Annotated in this window: 12 protein-coding genes; 10 read left to right on the top strand and 2 right to left on the bottom strand. The window is 37.6% G+C overall.

Translation table 11 applies throughout. The features are described from left to right. Nucleotides 1-122 precede the first annotated feature (122 nt). Nucleotides 123-1553 (top strand): aldehyde dehydrogenase family protein, encoded by a 1431-nt coding sequence (locus tag I5515_RS02880; protein ID WP_199964653.1) that lies wholly within the window; start codon nucleotides 123-125, stop codon nucleotides 1551-1553. 69 nt (nucleotides 1554-1622) lie between these two features. Here I5515_RS02880 and I5515_RS02875 read toward each other — a convergent pair whose 3' ends face one another. Beyond that, the gene (locus I5515_RS02875; RefSeq protein ID WP_199964652.1) at nucleotides 1623-2108 is read right to left on the bottom strand and encodes an Lrp/AsnC family transcriptional regulator; all 486 of its coding nucleotides are present in this window, start codon (nucleotides 2106-2108) and stop codon (nucleotides 1623-1625) included. A 134-nt stretch (nucleotides 2109-2242) separates the two neighbouring features. Here I5515_RS02875 and I5515_RS02870 point away from each other — a divergent pair, with 134 nt between their 5' ends. The 9 genes from I5515_RS02870 (at nucleotide 2243) to blp2 (ending at nucleotide 15085) form a co-directional block, all read left to right on the top strand. Then, a complete protein-coding gene (locus I5515_RS02870; protein WP_199964651.1) occupies nucleotides 2243-3964 on the top strand; it encodes an alpha-keto acid decarboxylase family protein in 1722 nt (573 codons plus the stop codon). 141 nt (nucleotides 3965-4105) lie between these two features. Continuing rightward, nucleotides 4106-5485 carry an amino acid permease gene (locus tag I5515_RS02865; protein ID WP_199964650.1) on the top strand — a complete coding sequence of 460 codons (1380 nt, stop codon included), beginning with the start codon at nucleotides 4106-4108 and terminating at the stop codon, nucleotides 5483-5485. A gap of 476 nt (nucleotides 5486-5961) precedes the next feature. After that, nucleotides 5962-6993, top strand: coding sequence for a substrate-binding domain-containing protein (locus I5515_RS02860; RefSeq protein ID WP_199964649.1), 1032 nt, complete (start codon nucleotides 5962-5964; stop codon nucleotides 6991-6993). Nucleotides 6994-7094: 101 nt separating this feature from the next. Next, on the top strand, nucleotides 7095-8474 hold the full coding sequence (gene pstC / locus I5515_RS02855) for a phosphate ABC transporter permease subunit PstC (protein ID WP_199964648.1): 1380 nt from the start codon (nucleotides 7095-7097) through the stop codon (nucleotides 8472-8474). Further along, nucleotides 8471-9868 (top strand): phosphate ABC transporter permease PstA, encoded by a 1398-nt coding sequence (gene pstA / locus I5515_RS02850; protein ID WP_199964647.1) that lies wholly within the window; start codon nucleotides 8471-8473, stop codon nucleotides 9866-9868. The genes pstC and pstA overlap by 4 nt, the downstream gene beginning before the upstream one ends. 13 nt (nucleotides 9869-9881) lie before the next feature. Then, nucleotides 9882-10784 carry a phosphate ABC transporter ATP-binding protein PstB gene (pstB, locus tag I5515_RS02845; protein WP_199964646.1) on the top strand — a complete coding sequence of 301 codons (903 nt, stop codon included), beginning with the start codon at nucleotides 9882-9884 and terminating at the stop codon, nucleotides 10782-10784. Between the two features lie 149 nt (nucleotides 10785-10933). Continuing rightward, complete coding sequence (gene sohB, locus I5515_RS02840) at nucleotides 10934-11896, top strand: protease SohB (RefSeq protein ID WP_199964645.1); 963 nt, start codon at nucleotides 10934-10936, stop codon at nucleotides 11894-11896. Between the two features lie 139 nt (nucleotides 11897-12035). Then, nucleotides 12036-12653 (top strand): cytochrome b/b6 domain-containing protein, encoded by a 618-nt coding sequence (locus I5515_RS02835; protein WP_199964644.1) that lies wholly within the window; start codon nucleotides 12036-12038, stop codon nucleotides 12651-12653. Nucleotides 12654-12898: 245 nt separating this feature from the next. Further along, nucleotides 12899-15085, top strand: coding sequence for an Ig-like repeat protein Blp2 (gene blp2, locus I5515_RS02830; protein WP_199964643.1), 2187 nt, complete (start codon nucleotides 12899-12901; stop codon nucleotides 15083-15085). Between the two features lie 56 nt (nucleotides 15086-15141). Here the strand turns inward: blp2 and I5515_RS02825 are convergent, their stop codons facing one another. Beyond that, the gene (locus I5515_RS02825; RefSeq protein WP_199964642.1) at nucleotides 15142-15774 is read right to left on the bottom strand and encodes a DUF2238 domain-containing protein; all 633 of its coding nucleotides are present in this window, start codon (nucleotides 15772-15774) and stop codon (nucleotides 15142-15144) included. Nucleotides 15775-15781 lie beyond the last annotated feature (7 nt).

Raw genomic sequence — 15781 nt, 5'->3', positions numbered from 1 at the left:
ATTGGTATGTCCCCAATATTTTTGGTCACATTGATATAGCAATATCGTACTTACTTTAAATAATCCCGTTTTAACTGAAAAAAGTAAGTGGCTGTAATTACAATTAAGACAAGGAAGAAGAAATGCAACAAGTTAATGTGCTTAATGAATTTAAACTGATTATTAACGGTCAATCTTGTTCAGGTGAACAAGGTGAACTAGAAGTTATTAACCCTGCTACAGGTTTAACAGCTGTGCGTTGTGCAAAAGCATCGGTTGAGCAAGTAAATCAAGCAGTGAGTGCAGCTAAACAGGCCTCTAAAGCTTGGCAACAAGTTTCACATGATGAACGTAAATCGATTTTAAACAAGATTGCCGATGGCATTGAAAAGCACGCAGCTATGCTTGCAGAGCTTGTTGTGCTTGAACAAGGTAAGCCACTTGCGCTAGCACAAATGGAAGTGCAGGGTGCAATTGGTTGGACTCGCTATGCGGCAGCGATGGATTTACCTGTTGAAATTATTGAAGACAGTGAAGCTAAGCGTATTGAGCGTCATCGTCAGCCTTTAGGTGTAGTAGCTTCAATTACACCTTGGAATTGGCCACTCATGATTGCAGTTTGGCATATCATGCCTGCGTTACGTGCCGGTAATGTTGTTATTAGCAAGCCTTCTGAATATACACCGCTATCGACTTTACGTTTGTGTGAAATTATTCAGCAAGAAGTTCCTGCTGGTGTTATTTCGATTGTTGTCGGTGCAGGTGAGATTGGTGAAGCATTATCTTCGCATCCAGATGTACAAAAAGTTGTGTTTACGGGTTCAACCAGAACTGGACAGCACATTATGACGGGGGCAGCTCAACAGCTAAAACATTTGACTTTAGAGCTCGGTGGTAATGACGCTGGCATTGTCTTACCTGATGCAAATATAGATGAAATTGCAGCTAAGATTTTCAATACAGCTTTCTTAAATGCGGGTCAAACGTGTGCGGCGCTAAAACGTTTATATGTGCATGAAAGCCAATACGATGCGTTATCTCAAAAGTTAGCTGATATTGCCAATGCTCAAATATTGGGTGATGGAATGGAGTCTTCTACAACATTTGGTCCAGTGCAGAACCAAATGCAATATAACAAAGTGAAAACTCTTATCTCTGAAGCGATTGAACAGGGTGCAAAAGCACTATCTGGGCAACAGCAGTTACCAGAGCAAGGTTACTTTATTGCACCTACTATTTTGACTGAAGTTGATGAGTCTTGTCGTGTGGTACAAGAAGAACAATTTGGTCCAGTGTTGCCTGTCTTAAAATATACAGATATTAAGGATGCAATTGCACGAGCTAATGCAAGTGAGTTTGGTTTAGGTGGCTCAATCTGGTCTTCCGACATTAAAGCTGCTCAGACTTACGCGACTCAGCTTCAATGCGGTACGGTTTGGGTAAATACACATGCAGAGGTTTTACCGCATGCTCCTTTTGGTGGCTGGAAAATGTCAGGTTTAGGTGCTGAATTTGGTCTGGAAGGCTTGCTTGAAAATACGATTGGGCAAACGCTACACATTAGTAAAATATAAACATCAACTTTAAGGCGGATCTTGTGTCCGCCTTTTTATTCTAAGTTTTTTATCAAAAAACTAACTTGCTTAAGTCGTGTGATGGTAGCCGTGACTTTTAGGTTTGATTAAAAAATGATTCTGTTCTTTAATTTTTTTAAGAACAATGTAAGACTTTATATGACCAATAAAATTATAAGAAAGCAACTTTTCAGTGACGAATTGAGAAAGCTGTTCTAAGTTTTCTGCAACTACTTTTAAAATAAAATCCGCATCGCCACTAATTGAAAATGCATCTTGAATGTTATCTTCCGCTTCAATTAACTCTTGAAAAGCCTGCTGAGATTTTGCCTCGTGTGTTCTTAAATTAATGTGAATCATCGCTGTGACTTCTAGTCCTAGCGCTTGTTGCTGGATACGGGCAGTGTAGCCTAAAATTATGCCTTTTTGCTCAAGTAGCTGTCGTCGTCTAGAACATTGGGAAGCAGATAAACCGATTAAATCTCCAACTTCCTGATTGGTGAGGCGTCCATTCTTTTGTAGTGCCTGAATGATTTGCCAGTCGAACTTATCCATTGCATAAAATCCTTTTATGATACACAAATCATGTATTTTTATTAAAATGCGTTTTCATTATGCACGAAATCTAAAAGGTAGATGAAATATTATTTTTCTATGGAATAAAAATTGGTCTCAAAGGATATAGAGCAATGTTCATAGAAATCGGTGACTTTTTAAATCTTCGTCTAAAACAAATGGGTATCCAACATCTCTTTGGTGTACCTGGTGATTTTAACCTCTCATATCTAGAACAAGTTGAAGCAGATCCAGAACTCGAATTTATTGGAAATTGTAATGAATTAAATGCTGCTTATGCAGCAGATGGTTATGCACGAATCAATGGTTTTTCTGCCTTGGCAACAACCTATGGTGTAGGTGATTTAAGTGCAATTAATGGTATTGCCGGCGCCTATGCAGAAAATGTACCTCTTATTCATATTTCAGGTATTCCACCTTTACATGCAGTTCAAAAAGGTACGTTAATACACCATACGCTGGTCGATGGTAACTATGACAATATCATGAACTGTATGAAAGAGTTCACGGTTGCTCAAACACGTTTAACACCAGCAAATGCTGCATCTGAAATTGACCGCGTTTTGCGCCAGTGTTTCCTTGAACGTCGTCCTGTACATATCCAGTTAGCAGGTGATATTACTCACGTTAAAATTGAAGTAAGTGAGCGTCCGCTCGATTTAAGCTATCCAGCTGTTGAACCTGAGTTATTGCACAGTGTTGTCAATAAGCTTTGTGACATCCTTGCCAATGCAAAAAGTCCAGCGCTTCTGATTGATAATGAAGCTTCAGTTTTTGGTGTGACTTCTCTTCTTAATGATTTATCTCAAAAGTGCTCAATTCCATTTGCAGGTATGAATACTGCAAAAAATATTATGGATGAAGGTTCACCACGTTACATTGGTACGTATGTTGGTGGTGCAAGCCAGCCACATGTTAAAAATATAATTGAACAGTCTGACTGCTTAATTGGTATTGGTGCACGCTTTACCGATGTAGGCTCAGCTGTATTTACCCATCAAATTGAAGCCAAGAACTACATTGAAATAAAATCTTATGGTCTGAATATTTTCGGTCAGGATTTTCCGGGTATTGAGATTGGACAATTACTTGTTGAGTTAAATAAAAAGGTTGCACCGCGTAAAGCGACTAAACCTTTTCTTGAACAACAGCCTCAAAAAGCCTTTGAAGCGCCAGCGCAACAAAAGCTAAGCCAAGATGTACTTTGGAACTATATTGCTGGTTTCTTAAAAGAAGACGATGTGATTATTGGAGAGGTGGGAACTTCAAACTCTGCATTATCTGGTTTAAAACTTCCAGCTACAGCTAAGTACATTGCTCAGCCACTTTGGGGTTCAATCGGTTATACCTTACCAGCTTTACTTGGTAGTTTGCTGGCAGCTCCTGAGCGTCGTCAAATTCTATTTATTGGTGATGGTTCATTCCAGCTCACTGTGCAAGAACTCTCTACGATTATTCGTCATGGTTTAAAGCCAATCATTTTCTTGCTTAACAATGGCGGCTATACCATTGAGCGCTTAATCATGGGTGAAAACGCGGCTTATAACGATGTGCAAAACTGGAAATACACTGAAATTCCAGCTGTATTTAACGGGAAAAAGGGCCATACCACCTATGTCGTAGAAACTGCTGGGCAGCTCAAAAGTGTCTTAGATAATATTCATCAAAATGATCAATTAACTTTTATTGAATTAAAACTACCAGCAATGGATGCACCAGTGAGTTTGAAAAAATTTGCTTCGGTGATTGCACGTTTTGACTATGGCGATCGTGGTTACGAAATTTTAAAGGAGCGTTCCCAGCCTATTAAATGTAAGGATGCAAGCTCGTTTTAAATAGAAGATAGGAAAATTCTTCTTAAAAATTAAATGGACTCATATTAAAGCAAACGTATTTCCGAAGGTCGGTTTCTGGCCTTCGGATATGGTGCTGAATAAAGGTGTACAGGAAGTGACACCAACATTGGAGATAATGTTATGGATGCAAACAATAAGCACGAGTTAAAACAAGGCTTATCCAATCGGCATATTCAACTCATCGCGCTTGGAGGTGCGATCGGAACAGGATTATTTTTAGGTCTTTCTCAAACAATTAAACTGGCAGGTCCTTCGATTTTATTAGGATATGCAATTGCCGGAATTATCGCTTTCTTAATTATGCGTCATTTAGGTGAAATGGTTGTTGAAGAACCAGTCAGTGGTTCATTTAGTTATTTTGCCAATAAGTACTGGGGCAAAATGGCTGGTTTTATGTCTGGCTGGAACTACTGGGTGTTGTATGTACTGGTGAGCATGGCTGAACTTAGTGCAATTGGAACCTTTATTCAGTTTTGGTGGCCTGAAATTCCGACATGGATGACTGCTTTATTTTTCTTTATTTTAATTAACGGCATTAATTTGGTAAATGTCCGCTTCTTTGGGGAGTCTGAGTTCTTATTTTCTTGCATTAAGATTGTTGCAATTTTAAGTATGATTGGCTTTGGTACCTATCTCTTATTTACAGGTTCTGCTGGTCCGCAAGCAGGCATTGCAAATTTATGGCAACACGGTGGTTTCTTCCCGCATGGGATTCATGGTTTTGTCATGGCTTTGGCCGTCATTATGTTTGCATTTGGTGGTTTAGAGCTAATTGGTATTGCTGCGGCTGAAACAAAGAAACCTGAAACCACTATTCCAAAAGCAGTGAACCAGATTGTTTATCGTATTTTGATTTTTTATATCGGGGCAATTGGGATTTTATTGTGCCTTTACCCATGGAATATGGTTGCAGAAGGTGGTAGCCCATTTGTCATGATTTTCCAGTCATTAAACAGTAATGGCGTTGCGAACGTTTTAAACTTTGTTGTCTTAATTGCTGCCATTTCAGTTTATAACAGCTGTATTTATTGTAATAGCCGTATGTTGCATGGTTTAGCAGAGCAGGGTAATGCTCCGGCATTTTTGAAAAAAGTAAACAGTCGTGGTATTCCAGTTCCAGCCGCAGTTCTTTCTGCATCAATCACAGCAATATGTGTGGTCGTAAATTACCTGATCCCTGGCCAAGCTTTTCAGCTCTTTATGATGCTTGTTGTGGCTGCACTTGTCATTAACTGGCTTATGATTTCAGTGACTCATTTGAAATTTACGAAAGCAATGAAATTGCAAAAACGTCAAACCAAATTTCAAAGCATTCTTAGCCCATGGAGTAATTATTTAACCATTAGCTTTGTATGTTTTATTCTTATTATTATGGCAATGACGCCAGATATGAGATTGGCTGTTATTTTAGGCCCTATCTGGCTTGGTATTTTAGCACTTATGTATTTCTTAAAATATCGTAAAAAAATGGTTGTGCTTCCAGAAGTTCAATCTAGTTGATAATTTAAATTGACAATGATATTGCGGTTACCTGACACAAGGAAGGTAACCCTTTATCTTTTGTCATATTATTTTCATGTTACAAAGAAATTATTATTTATTGCAATATTTAATAAGATTTTTGGTCATAAAATTATTTTTAATAGTACAATTGAAAATAGAGTTAAATTGTAGATTTTTAAAATATTTATAATATCTTTTGATTTTATATTTTATAAAAATTTAAAATCTATATTTTTAATCAGTGTCATAATACAGACTACTATACAAGGTAAAATGCCCACTCGGGTTTAATTAAATATCTGATAATAGATAAAAAATAATAATGTGACAATTAACAATATCGAAATCATTAAAGCGTCATCATACTGTAACTTAATTGTCATATTTTCTATTCACAATGCAGCTATCGAAGAGCGTACAAGCACTCAACAAAAAGTGACGTACAACCTATTGCATTAATGAGAGAGAACAGAATGCGCTTAAATCCACGTCAAATCGCAATTGCGTTAGCAGTAACTGGGGCAGCTGTAACAACGACTGCAAATGCAGCTCGTGATACGATTCAAATTGCTGGTTCTTCAACTGTATTACCATTTGCCAGCGTTGTAGCTGAAGAGTTTGGTAATACATTCCCTCAATTTAAAACTCCTGTAGTTGGTTCTGGCGGTTCTTCTGCTGGGTTGAAACAATTCTGTCAAGGTGTTGGCGATAACACAATCGACGTTGCTAACGCTTCTCGTAAAATTAAAAGTACTGAAATTGAAGCTTGTAACAAAGCTGGTGTAAAACAAATTCAAGAAATCAAAATTGGTTATGACGGTATCGTATTTGCGTCTAACTCACATAAAGCAGCTTATAAATTAAAGCCTTACCATATTTTTGCTGCTTTAGCTGCACAGTTACCTTCAAAAGGTAAATTGGTTCCAAACCCATATACAAACTGGAACCAGATTGATAAATCACTTCCAAATGAACCGATTACACTTGTAATTCCTGCGTCTAACCACGGTACTCGTGAAGTTTTCCAAGAGAAAATGGTTGATGCTGGCTGTGAATCGTATGAATACTTCAAAAGCCTAGAAAAAGATGCTCAGAAGAAAGCATGTTCAACTTTCCGTAAAGATGGCCGTGTAATTGAAATTGCTGGTGACTACACAGAAACATTAGCTCGCTTAAAGACTTCTCCAAGTGCAGTAGGTGTGTTTGGTCTAAGTTTCTATGATATGAACCGTGACAAGTTACGTGTAGCATCAGTAAATAACGTTCTTCCATCTGAGAAAACAGTATTGAACGGTACATATCCTGTATCTCGTCCATTGTTCTTCTATGTGAAAGGCGAACATTTAAAATCAGTTAAAGGCTTACCACAATACGTAGAATATTTCGTAAGCAAAAAAGCAACTGGTAAAGGTTCTAAAGCTGAGCGTGATGGTTTAATCGCAATGTCTGATGCAGAACGTGCAAAAGTTTTGGCTGACTTTAAAGCAGGTAAAACTGTTAAATAAGCTAGTTTGGAATAGGGGCTGGTGATCTTGAGAGTTCATCAGCCTTTTTGTCTAACTTGTTTTTTCCAAATTATGACAATTGAGAAAACAGTGGAGAGTACATGAATCTGCTACTTATCGGTGTGCTGTTAGCCCTTGTGGCAATTGCATATCAACTTGGGCTGAGAAAGAGTCGTAGCCTAGCAGGTAAGGGAAGCAACTCAGCGACGTTACATTCTCGTCCTGGTTATTATGGTGCATTGGTTGGGCTTTGGTGCGGTATCCCTGCTTTTTTAATTTTGATCATTTGGAGCTTGGTTGAACCAAGTATTTTAAACCATATTATTTTTAATAATATTCCAGCATCGATAAGTGCTTCACTTGATGAAGCTGGCAGAAGTGTATTAGTTGATCGTGTTCAATCAATTGCTTCTGGTTTTGGGGTAAGTGATAAACCGGCAACCTATGAATTAGCTGCTGCACAACAGTTCGCAAAATTTCAAACCATTGGTTCTTTTGCCAAATTTGCTGTTGTTGTTTGCGCAGCTTTATTGGGTTTAGTGTGGGCAAAGAAAAAAATTAATCAACAATATCGTGCGCGTAACCAAGTTGAACGTGCAATTAATGTTGCTTTGATTTTATGTTCTGGCGTTGCGATTTTAACAACCATCGGTATTGTGATGTCGATGTTTGGTGAAGCAATGCACTTCTTCCGTTTTGTAAGCCCGCTTGATTTCTTCTTCGGGACAGAGTGGAACCCAGGCTTTAGTACTTCGGGTAATGCTGAAGGTAGTTATGGTCTATTGCCATTGCTATGGGGCACACTCATGGTCAGTGGCATTGCTTTACTCGTTGCTGTACCAATTGGACTAATGATTGCCATTTATTTAGCTGAATATGCTTCTCCATGGTTGCGCTCATGGGCAAAACCAACAATTGAAGTTTTAGCTGGTATTCCAACAATTGTTTATGGTGTTTTTGCCATGATGATTATTGGACCATTTTTCAAGACAGCTGGTGCTTACGTTGGTCTTGAAATTAATGCGACCAGTGCTTTAACTGCTGGTTTTGTTATGGGAATCATGATTATCCCGTTTGTTTCTTCTTTATCAGATGACATTATTACTCAAGTACCTCGTGCTTTACGTGACGGTTCTTTAGGGCTTGGAGCAACTAAGTCGGAAACAATTCGTCAGGTTGTTTTACCCGCGGCTTTACCGGGTATTACGGGTGCCTTTTTATTAGCTGTTTCTCGTGCCGTAGGGGAAACCATGATTGTGGTTTTGGCAGCAGGGAACAGTCCACTTTTACATGCAAATCCATTTCAAGCCGTTTCGACAGTGACCGTTACGATCGTAAAACAGTTAACTGGTGATACTGACTTTGCCAGCCCACAAGCTTTGGTTGCATTCGCGTTAGGTCTAACACTATTTGTGATTACCTTATGTTTAAACATTGTTGCACTGTACATTGTGCGTAAATACCGTGAGCAATACGAATGAGTACATCAAATACATCGTCTCCTATGGATCAGAACGTATTTGATCCAAAAGCTGCTGCTGAATCACGTGAACGACGTAAACAGGTCATCGAAAAATCTTTGGCTAAACGTCATCGCAAAGAAAAAGCTTTTCGTTATGCTGGTTTCTCGGCAGTCGTAATTGGACTTGCATTTGTTGCGCTATTGTTTAGCAGTATTTTGGCAAAAGGTTTACCTGCTTTTTGGCAAACGAGTATGAATGTTCCAATTTACTTTGATCCGAAAGTGATTGATGCAGGTCCAGTACCTGTTCGTGGGCAAGGGGAAACACCTGCACATTATCAAGAGCGTTATATCAATTGGCAAACCAAAATGGGTATGGTGGATTGGGATGGCATTATTGTAAATGGAATGATTGCCAAAGACCCTACACTTGCAAATGAACGTGATCATTTAAGTAGTCTTTATGCAAGTTCAGAGGCTTATCGTTTACGTGACATGGTTTTTGCGGACCCATCATTAATTGGTAAGAAAGAAAATCTTAATTTCTTGGGTGATGCCAATGTCGATGTTTGGTTAAAAGGTAATATTAACCGTTCATTGCCAGATGATCAGCAACAACTTGAACCAGAAGTTCGTAAACTTGCAGATGATCTAAAAGCAAAAGGTCTTCTTGAAAATACGTTCAATTTGAACTTGTTTAAGAATCCGGACTCTCGTAGTTCACCCGCAATTAGTGGTCTTGCAGGTGCATTTATGGGTTCATTATTCATGATGCTAATTGTGATCCTTATTGCAATTCCAATTGGTGTTGCCAGCGCAATTTATCTTGAAGAATTTGCTCCAAAAAATATTCTTACAGACATTATTGAAGTCAACATTAATAACCTTGCTGCTGTTCCTTCAATTGTGTTTGGTTTACTCGGTGCGGCAATTTTTATTGGCTGGATGCATTTACCTTTATCTGCTCCGTTAGTAGGTGGTTTAGTTTTAAGTTTAATGACATTACCGACAGTCATTATTACGACTCGTGCTTCATTAAAAGCAGTACCACCTTCTATTCGACAAGCTGCACTTGGTTTAGGAGCTTCTAAGTTCCAGACCATTTTCCACCACGTTTTACCATTAGCTTTACCAGGCATTATGACAGGCTCGATTATTGGGGTTGCCCATGCGCTTGGTGAAACTGCACCTTTACTTTTAATTGGAATGAGCGCATTCGTTGCAAGCATTCCAACGACTCCATTTGATCAATCAACTGCTTTACCCGTCCAAGTTTACTTATGGCAAGGTAATGAGTTGCGTAACTTCTTCGAAGGCCGTACTGCCGCTGCGATTATCGTACTACTTGCATTAATGATTGGTTTAAACAGTCTTGCAATTTGGTTACGTAAAAAGTTCGAAGTGCGTTGGTAATAGAGGATAAATAATGAATACTATTGATATTACGAATTCCTTAGAAAAGGATAAGTTAGTGAACACTGAACAATCTCAATTTACAGATAAATCGCACAATCATGGCACTTCATATGTTTCGCATTTTGAACCACAAACTTCAAAAAAGCAGAACTCAACCGAAATCAAAATTAGTGCACAAGATGCCCATGTTTATTATGGTGATTTTGAAGCGATTAAGGGTATTGACCTCGATATTTACAAGAACGAAGTTATTGCCTTTATTGGACCGTCAGGCTGTGGTAAATCTACTTTTCTTCGTACGATAAACCGCATGAATGACACAATTGATGGTTGCCGTGTAACAGGTAAGATTACACTCGATAACCACAATATTTATGACCCAAACCTTGATGTCGTATTATTACGTGCTCAAGTTGGTATGGTATTCCAAAAGCCAAATCCATTCCCTAAAACTATTTTTGATAACGTAGCTTATGGTCCTAAACTTCATGGCTTGGCACGTGATAAATATGATCTTGAAGAAATTGTTGAAAATAGCTTGCGTAAAGCGGGTTTATGGGAAGAAGTGAAAGATCGTTTGAATCAACCAGGTACTGGTTTATCGGGTGGTCAGCAACAACGTTTATGTATTGCACGTACCATTGCGGTAAGTCCTGAAGTGATTTTGATGGATGAACCATGTTCTGCACTTGACCCAATCGCAACAGCAAAAATCGAAGAATTGATTTCTGATCTATCAGAGCAATATACGATTGTCATTGTGACTCACTCAATGCAACAAGCGGCACGTGTTTCAGATCGTACGGCTTATTTCCATTTAGGTGATTTGATTGAAGTCAACTCAACTGAAAAAGTATTTACTCAACCTGACCATCAGTTGACGGAAGCGTATATTACTGGACGATTTGGTTAACTCGTAGTTCATATAAGAAAAAGGGCCATGTGCTCTTTTTTTTATTTTTATAAATGAAAATGAATCTATTTTGCAAAAACGCTATTGAATTTTAATCAAAAGGACCACATCTTAAGGCTATAAAAGATAACTTATGAGCTTAGAATTTTATGTTATTCCATTTGCCTAAACTCCCTGCAGAAATACGTGTGAGTCATTTAAATGCACGTGTAAATGAACAGAGAAAAAAAATTGCACAAACAACTGCAAGTCGTTTAGAACTTTTACAATTGGCTCAACAACTTGCTAAAGAAGCTAAAATTCGCCGTAAAAATAATCAGAAAATCTTTGTGTTAGATTTTAAAGGTGATATTCAAGCTTCAGCAGTTGAAAACTTGAGAGAAGAAATTACCCTCATTTTAGCTACTGCTAAAGCAGGGCGTGATCGCGTCGTTGTTCGCCTTGAAAGCCCTGGCGGCATGGTACATGGTTATGGTTTAGCAGCAGCTCAATTGGTGCGCTTACGCGATGCAGGTTTCCATCTGACGATTTGTGTAGATAAAGTGGCAGCAAGTGGCGGCTACATGATGGCATGTATTGCAAATGAAATTATTACAGCACCATTTGCTATTGTTGGTTCAATTGGTGTAGTTGCTCAAGTTCCAAATTTTAATCGTCTTTTAAAACAACATAATGTTGATTTTGAGCTTTATACCGCAGGGCAGTATAAACGTACTGTGACTATGTTTGGTGAAAATACACCTGAAGGTAAAGCGAAGTTCGAAGAAGAGCTTCAACAAACTCATGTGTTATTTAAGCACTTTGTTGAAAAGTATCGACCACAGCTTAATGTTGATAAAGTCGCTACAGGTGAACATTGGTATGGCGAAGATGCGCTTAATCTCAACCTTGTTGATAAATTACAAACATCTGATGAATATCTATTAGCTTTATTAGCACAGCATGATGTCTATGTGATTAACACGCGTAAGAAAGCAACCTTAGGTGAAAAGTTGGGTTTGCAAGCGGCACAGATGGCAGATAGCTTGATTCCAGCTGTAATGAACAAAGTCGTAGATAGCTTGGCGAAAGCTAATTCAACTTTAGTTCAAATACGCGATACTAGATTTTAATTAAGCTAAATTTTTGAAAAAAAGAGTATCTATATGGGTACTCTTTTTTTTATGTGGGTGATGAAAAGAATCTGATTAATATTTGTTTAAGTTTCAATTGTCACAGTCATAGTTAACTTTTCAATTTTGAGCTTTTGTGATGTCAAAAACATGGACACACATTGATATTTTAATACGCATTTTACATATAACTATTATGCTTGGCTTTATTGGTGCTTATTTTACAGGTAATAATGAAGATCTACACCAAGTCCATATGATGTTTGGTTACATACTTCTTATTAGTCTTACCGTGCGAGTAATCTGGCATTTTTTGAGTCCACGTATTTCAAATACAAAGCCCTTGGGTATTAAAAAGCGAACTAATGTGGCGATGAGTGCGATCAAAAAAACTTTGAGTCATACCAATCTAAAGAGTATTTTTTCTAAAAATTCAATTCATTCAATTAGCGTTGCACTTTTTCAAGTTTCCATTGTTCTTATTTTTATTGTAATCCCAATTGTGGTGGGACTAGGGTATGCGACTGAGCATTTTAATTATTCTCTAAAAGGCTTACACGAATTTTTTGCAAACTTATTTTTAGCTTTGGTCTTGTTGCATGTTTCAACTCTTATTCTAAATAGCATTTTTGCAAAACGTTTTCAGGGATGGAGTATGTTAAAAATGACTCTATCAGATGAAAAAATAACTAAATTTGCCGCCTTATCTATTTTGATTCTGATAGGCATTTTTAGCTTTTTTTACTTACGAAAATAAGAGGACGGTTTTAATATATGTGAAATTTAGTAAATACTAGAACATGTAATATTTAAAGTTAATATGAATTTGATAAGAAATAGATATTTTAATTAAAAGTCAAAAATAATTATTGATAAATATACTTTTTGAATTGTGATAAACACATGGTTTTGATATTTTAAGCAGCAATAAAATAGCTTTTAGATGAATCATTTAAAAAGTTAGACATTTAAAAATATAACTGAAATTCAGGATAGGAAATAATGACAAGAATAATTGTGGCATCCAAAGAGGGTTTGGACGTTCTGCAAGATGGTCAACTCAATAAAGTAGTTTTAAACCAACCGGCAATTATTCAGATTGGTGTTAGCCAACAAGATATTGCATCGATGGTTAAACAAGGTGGAAATTTAGTGATCCATTTGAAAAATGGAGAAACTCTTGTTTTAGAAAATTTCTTTAATGAAGTAAATAATACAACAGATCATTCACTTGTTTTTCCAACTGAACATGGAAAATTTGTTGAAGCACAATTTGATGCACAAGGTAAGGTTATAGATTATAAAGGTCTAAACTATGTCACAGATTTAGCCTATACAAGTACTAGCCAAACAGCTTCAACGATGGCAGTTGATGATTCTCCAACTTTTTCGATGGGTAATGTGCTAAAAGCAGGTTTAGCAGTTTTAGCTGCTGAAGGTTTATACCTGTGGGCTTTTAATAAAGATGACAAAAATAACTCACCAACTGCCCCTGATTTAATTGCACCTGCTGCTCCCACTGCCACGCTTGCTGATGATACTGTTACGATCACTGGTAAAGCAGAGGCTAATGCAAAGATTTATGTTCAGGATTCGAAGGGACAGATTGTTGCTTCGGGCACTGTCGACAACAATGGTAATTTTACTATTAAACTTGATAAGCCATTGGTAAACGGCGATAAAGTAGCTGTTATTGCTCAAGATGCTGCTGGTAATAATTCTAAAGTTACTGTTGTAACTGGTACAAAAGATACGATCGCTCCAGATGTTCCTCAAGCTCAATTGAGTGATGATGGTACATTGGTGACTGGTAAAGCAGAAGCAAATGCAAAAATTACCGTTTATGATGCCACTGGCAAAGTATTGGGAACAGTTTTTGCAAATAAAGATGGTATTTATGCTTTAAAACTTACTCCACCATTAACTAGTGAAGCAGGGGGTAAGGTGGTTGCCGAAGATGCTGCCGGGAATAAATCTGAGGAAGTTAAAATTATTGCTGGTAAAGATACCATACCACCAGCTCCTCCTTTTGTTGAAGTAAGCAAAGACGGCTCCGTGATACATGGTAAAACAGAAGCCAATGCCAAAGTTCAAATTAAAGATGCAGATGGTAAAGTCATTGGAAGTGGCACAGCAGATGCTCAAGGTGACTTTCAGATTACACTTTCACCCGCTTTAAAAGATTCACAAAAAGGAACGGTAGTTGCCGAAGATGCTGCTGGTAATGTATCTAAGCCTGTGGAAATTACGCCGGGTTTTGATTCGATTGCACCAGATAAACCTACAGCTCAAATTAATGCAGATGGAACTTCTGTAACGGGTACGGCTGAAGCCAACGCTAAAATTGAAATTAAAGATGTAACAGGTAAAGTCATTGGCACAGGAACAGCCGATGCTGACGGTAAATTTACGATTACTATTTCTCCAGCATTAACTGATAATAACCATGCTGCTGTTTCGGCTATTGATGCTGCAGGAAACAGATCTGATAATCTGGATATTATTGGTACAAAAGACACCATACCTCCGACAAAACCTATATTAAACACTGTAGAAGATAATGTAGGTGAAATAAAAGGTGCTATTACAGCAGGTTCAGAAATGGATGATGCTAGGCCAAAACTCACAGGTTCAGGTGAAGCAAATGCGACACTCACTATTTATGATAATGGTATTGCAATTGGGATGGTAACTGTTACAACTGGTAGATCTTGGACATTTACATTTGATAAAGACCTAACAATTGGTAAGCATGTAATTACTTTAACTCAAACGGATGCAGCAGGGCTGACCAGTGAAGCAAGCTCTCCATTTACCTTTTATCTAGTTGCACCGAAAACCGCAAGTCTGGCTGATGCTTCAGTAGATACTTTGGGCACACATGGGCCGTCTTTGGTAGATAGTGTTGGATTGAGTACTTTAAAAGTAGCGCAAAATATAACACCTGAGACGAATACCCAGCAGAAAACTATTCCTTTAGAAGATTTATTAAAAAGTTCTTCTGCAAGCGAATCAGATCCAGTGGCAAAACTCTTAGCATCGACAGCATTAAAGCCTACACAGGCACTTGAGCAAAGCGATGTAAATGCTTCAGTTGACCATACAACGACAAATCTTGATCATCTTTTACCAAATACGACCTCTTCACCTCTGCAAAATATTTTAGAGCAAAGTTATCCGGTTGTTTAAAGTACTCTTTATAATAAATAAAAAGCGCTCATAGAGCGCTTTTTATTTATGTCTTATTATTTGATTTTAGGCGTTTTTATAAGAGCTGCAAGTCCATATACAATTGCACCAATCGTTGCTAATAACATATCTTTATGAGCATCCCACATATCGCCTTGTTGTCCATTATAATTCTCGGCTTGTTCAGGTGATAACCCCATTGCAATTACCCATTCGATGAGTTCATAAAAAACACTAGATGCCATCACAAACTGGACTACAAGTAAAAATAGACTAAAGGGTTTTGCAGTCGGTAGCCAAACTTGAAAAACGCGATAAATAAGAGGGTAGAGTAAAGCACCGTATGAAAAGTGGACAAGTCGATCATACATGTTGCGGGACCATCCCATGTATTGATCTAGATTAAAATGGAACACATATTGAATCCAGTCATTGTAAGGAACATATGAATACAGGTAATGTGCACCGATAATGTGAATCAACAAAAACACTAAAGAGAAAGTAAAACTTAAAAAATCGAGACCAATCTTTTTAAAAATAATGAACAGTAGAACTAACATAAAAACAGTACCCACCTGATGAAGTAAATAAGCTTCAAATTCAAGGGGCTGAATGCCTGATAGTATAATCGCAATAAAAATAAGGCTAAGAGCAATATAGTGTTTAAGTTTGAATTGTTTTTCGATCATTTTATAA

This window comes from Acinetobacter calcoaceticus (assembly GCF_016508255.1).
GTDB classification, from domain to species: Bacteria; Pseudomonadota; Gammaproteobacteria; order Pseudomonadales; family Moraxellaceae; genus Acinetobacter; species Acinetobacter calcoaceticus_E.
This window is presented reverse-complemented; position numbering and strand designations above follow the sequence as displayed.

Bases quoted from the DNA above. Each gene is read 5' to 3' on its own strand.
- I5515_RS02880 (WP_199964653.1), top strand. From the start codon at position 123: ATGCAACAAGTTAATGTGCTTAATGAATTTAAACTGATTATTAACGGT.
- I5515_RS02875 (WP_199964652.1), bottom strand. From the start codon at position 2,108: ATGGATAAGTTCGACTGGCAAATCATTCAGGCACTACAAAAGAATGGA.
- I5515_RS02870 (WP_199964651.1), top strand. From the start codon at position 2,243: ATGTTCATAGAAATCGGTGACTTTTTAAATCTTCGTCTAAAACAAATG.
- I5515_RS02865 (WP_199964650.1), top strand. From the start codon at position 4,106: ATGGATGCAAACAATAAGCACGAGTTAAAACAAGGCTTATCCAATCGG.
- I5515_RS02860 (WP_199964649.1), top strand. From the start codon at position 5,962: ATGCGCTTAAATCCACGTCAAATCGCAATTGCGTTAGCAGTAACTGGG.
- pstC (WP_199964648.1), top strand. From the start codon at position 7,095: ATGAATCTGCTACTTATCGGTGTGCTGTTAGCCCTTGTGGCAATTGCA.
- pstA (WP_199964647.1), top strand. From the start codon at position 8,471: ATGAGTACATCAAATACATCGTCTCCTATGGATCAGAACGTATTTGAT.
- pstB (WP_199964646.1), top strand. From the start codon at position 9,882: ATGAATACTATTGATATTACGAATTCCTTAGAAAAGGATAAGTTAGTG.
- sohB (WP_199964645.1), top strand. From the start codon at position 10,934: ATGTTATTCCATTTGCCTAAACTCCCTGCAGAAATACGTGTGAGTCAT.
- I5515_RS02835 (WP_199964644.1), top strand. From the start codon at position 12,036: ATGTCAAAAACATGGACACACATTGATATTTTAATACGCATTTTACAT.
- blp2 (WP_199964643.1), top strand. From the start codon at position 12,899: ATGACAAGAATAATTGTGGCATCCAAAGAGGGTTTGGACGTTCTGCAA.
- I5515_RS02825 (WP_199964642.1), bottom strand. From the start codon at position 15,774: ATGATCGAAAAACAATTCAAACTTAAACACTATATTGCTCTTAGCCTT.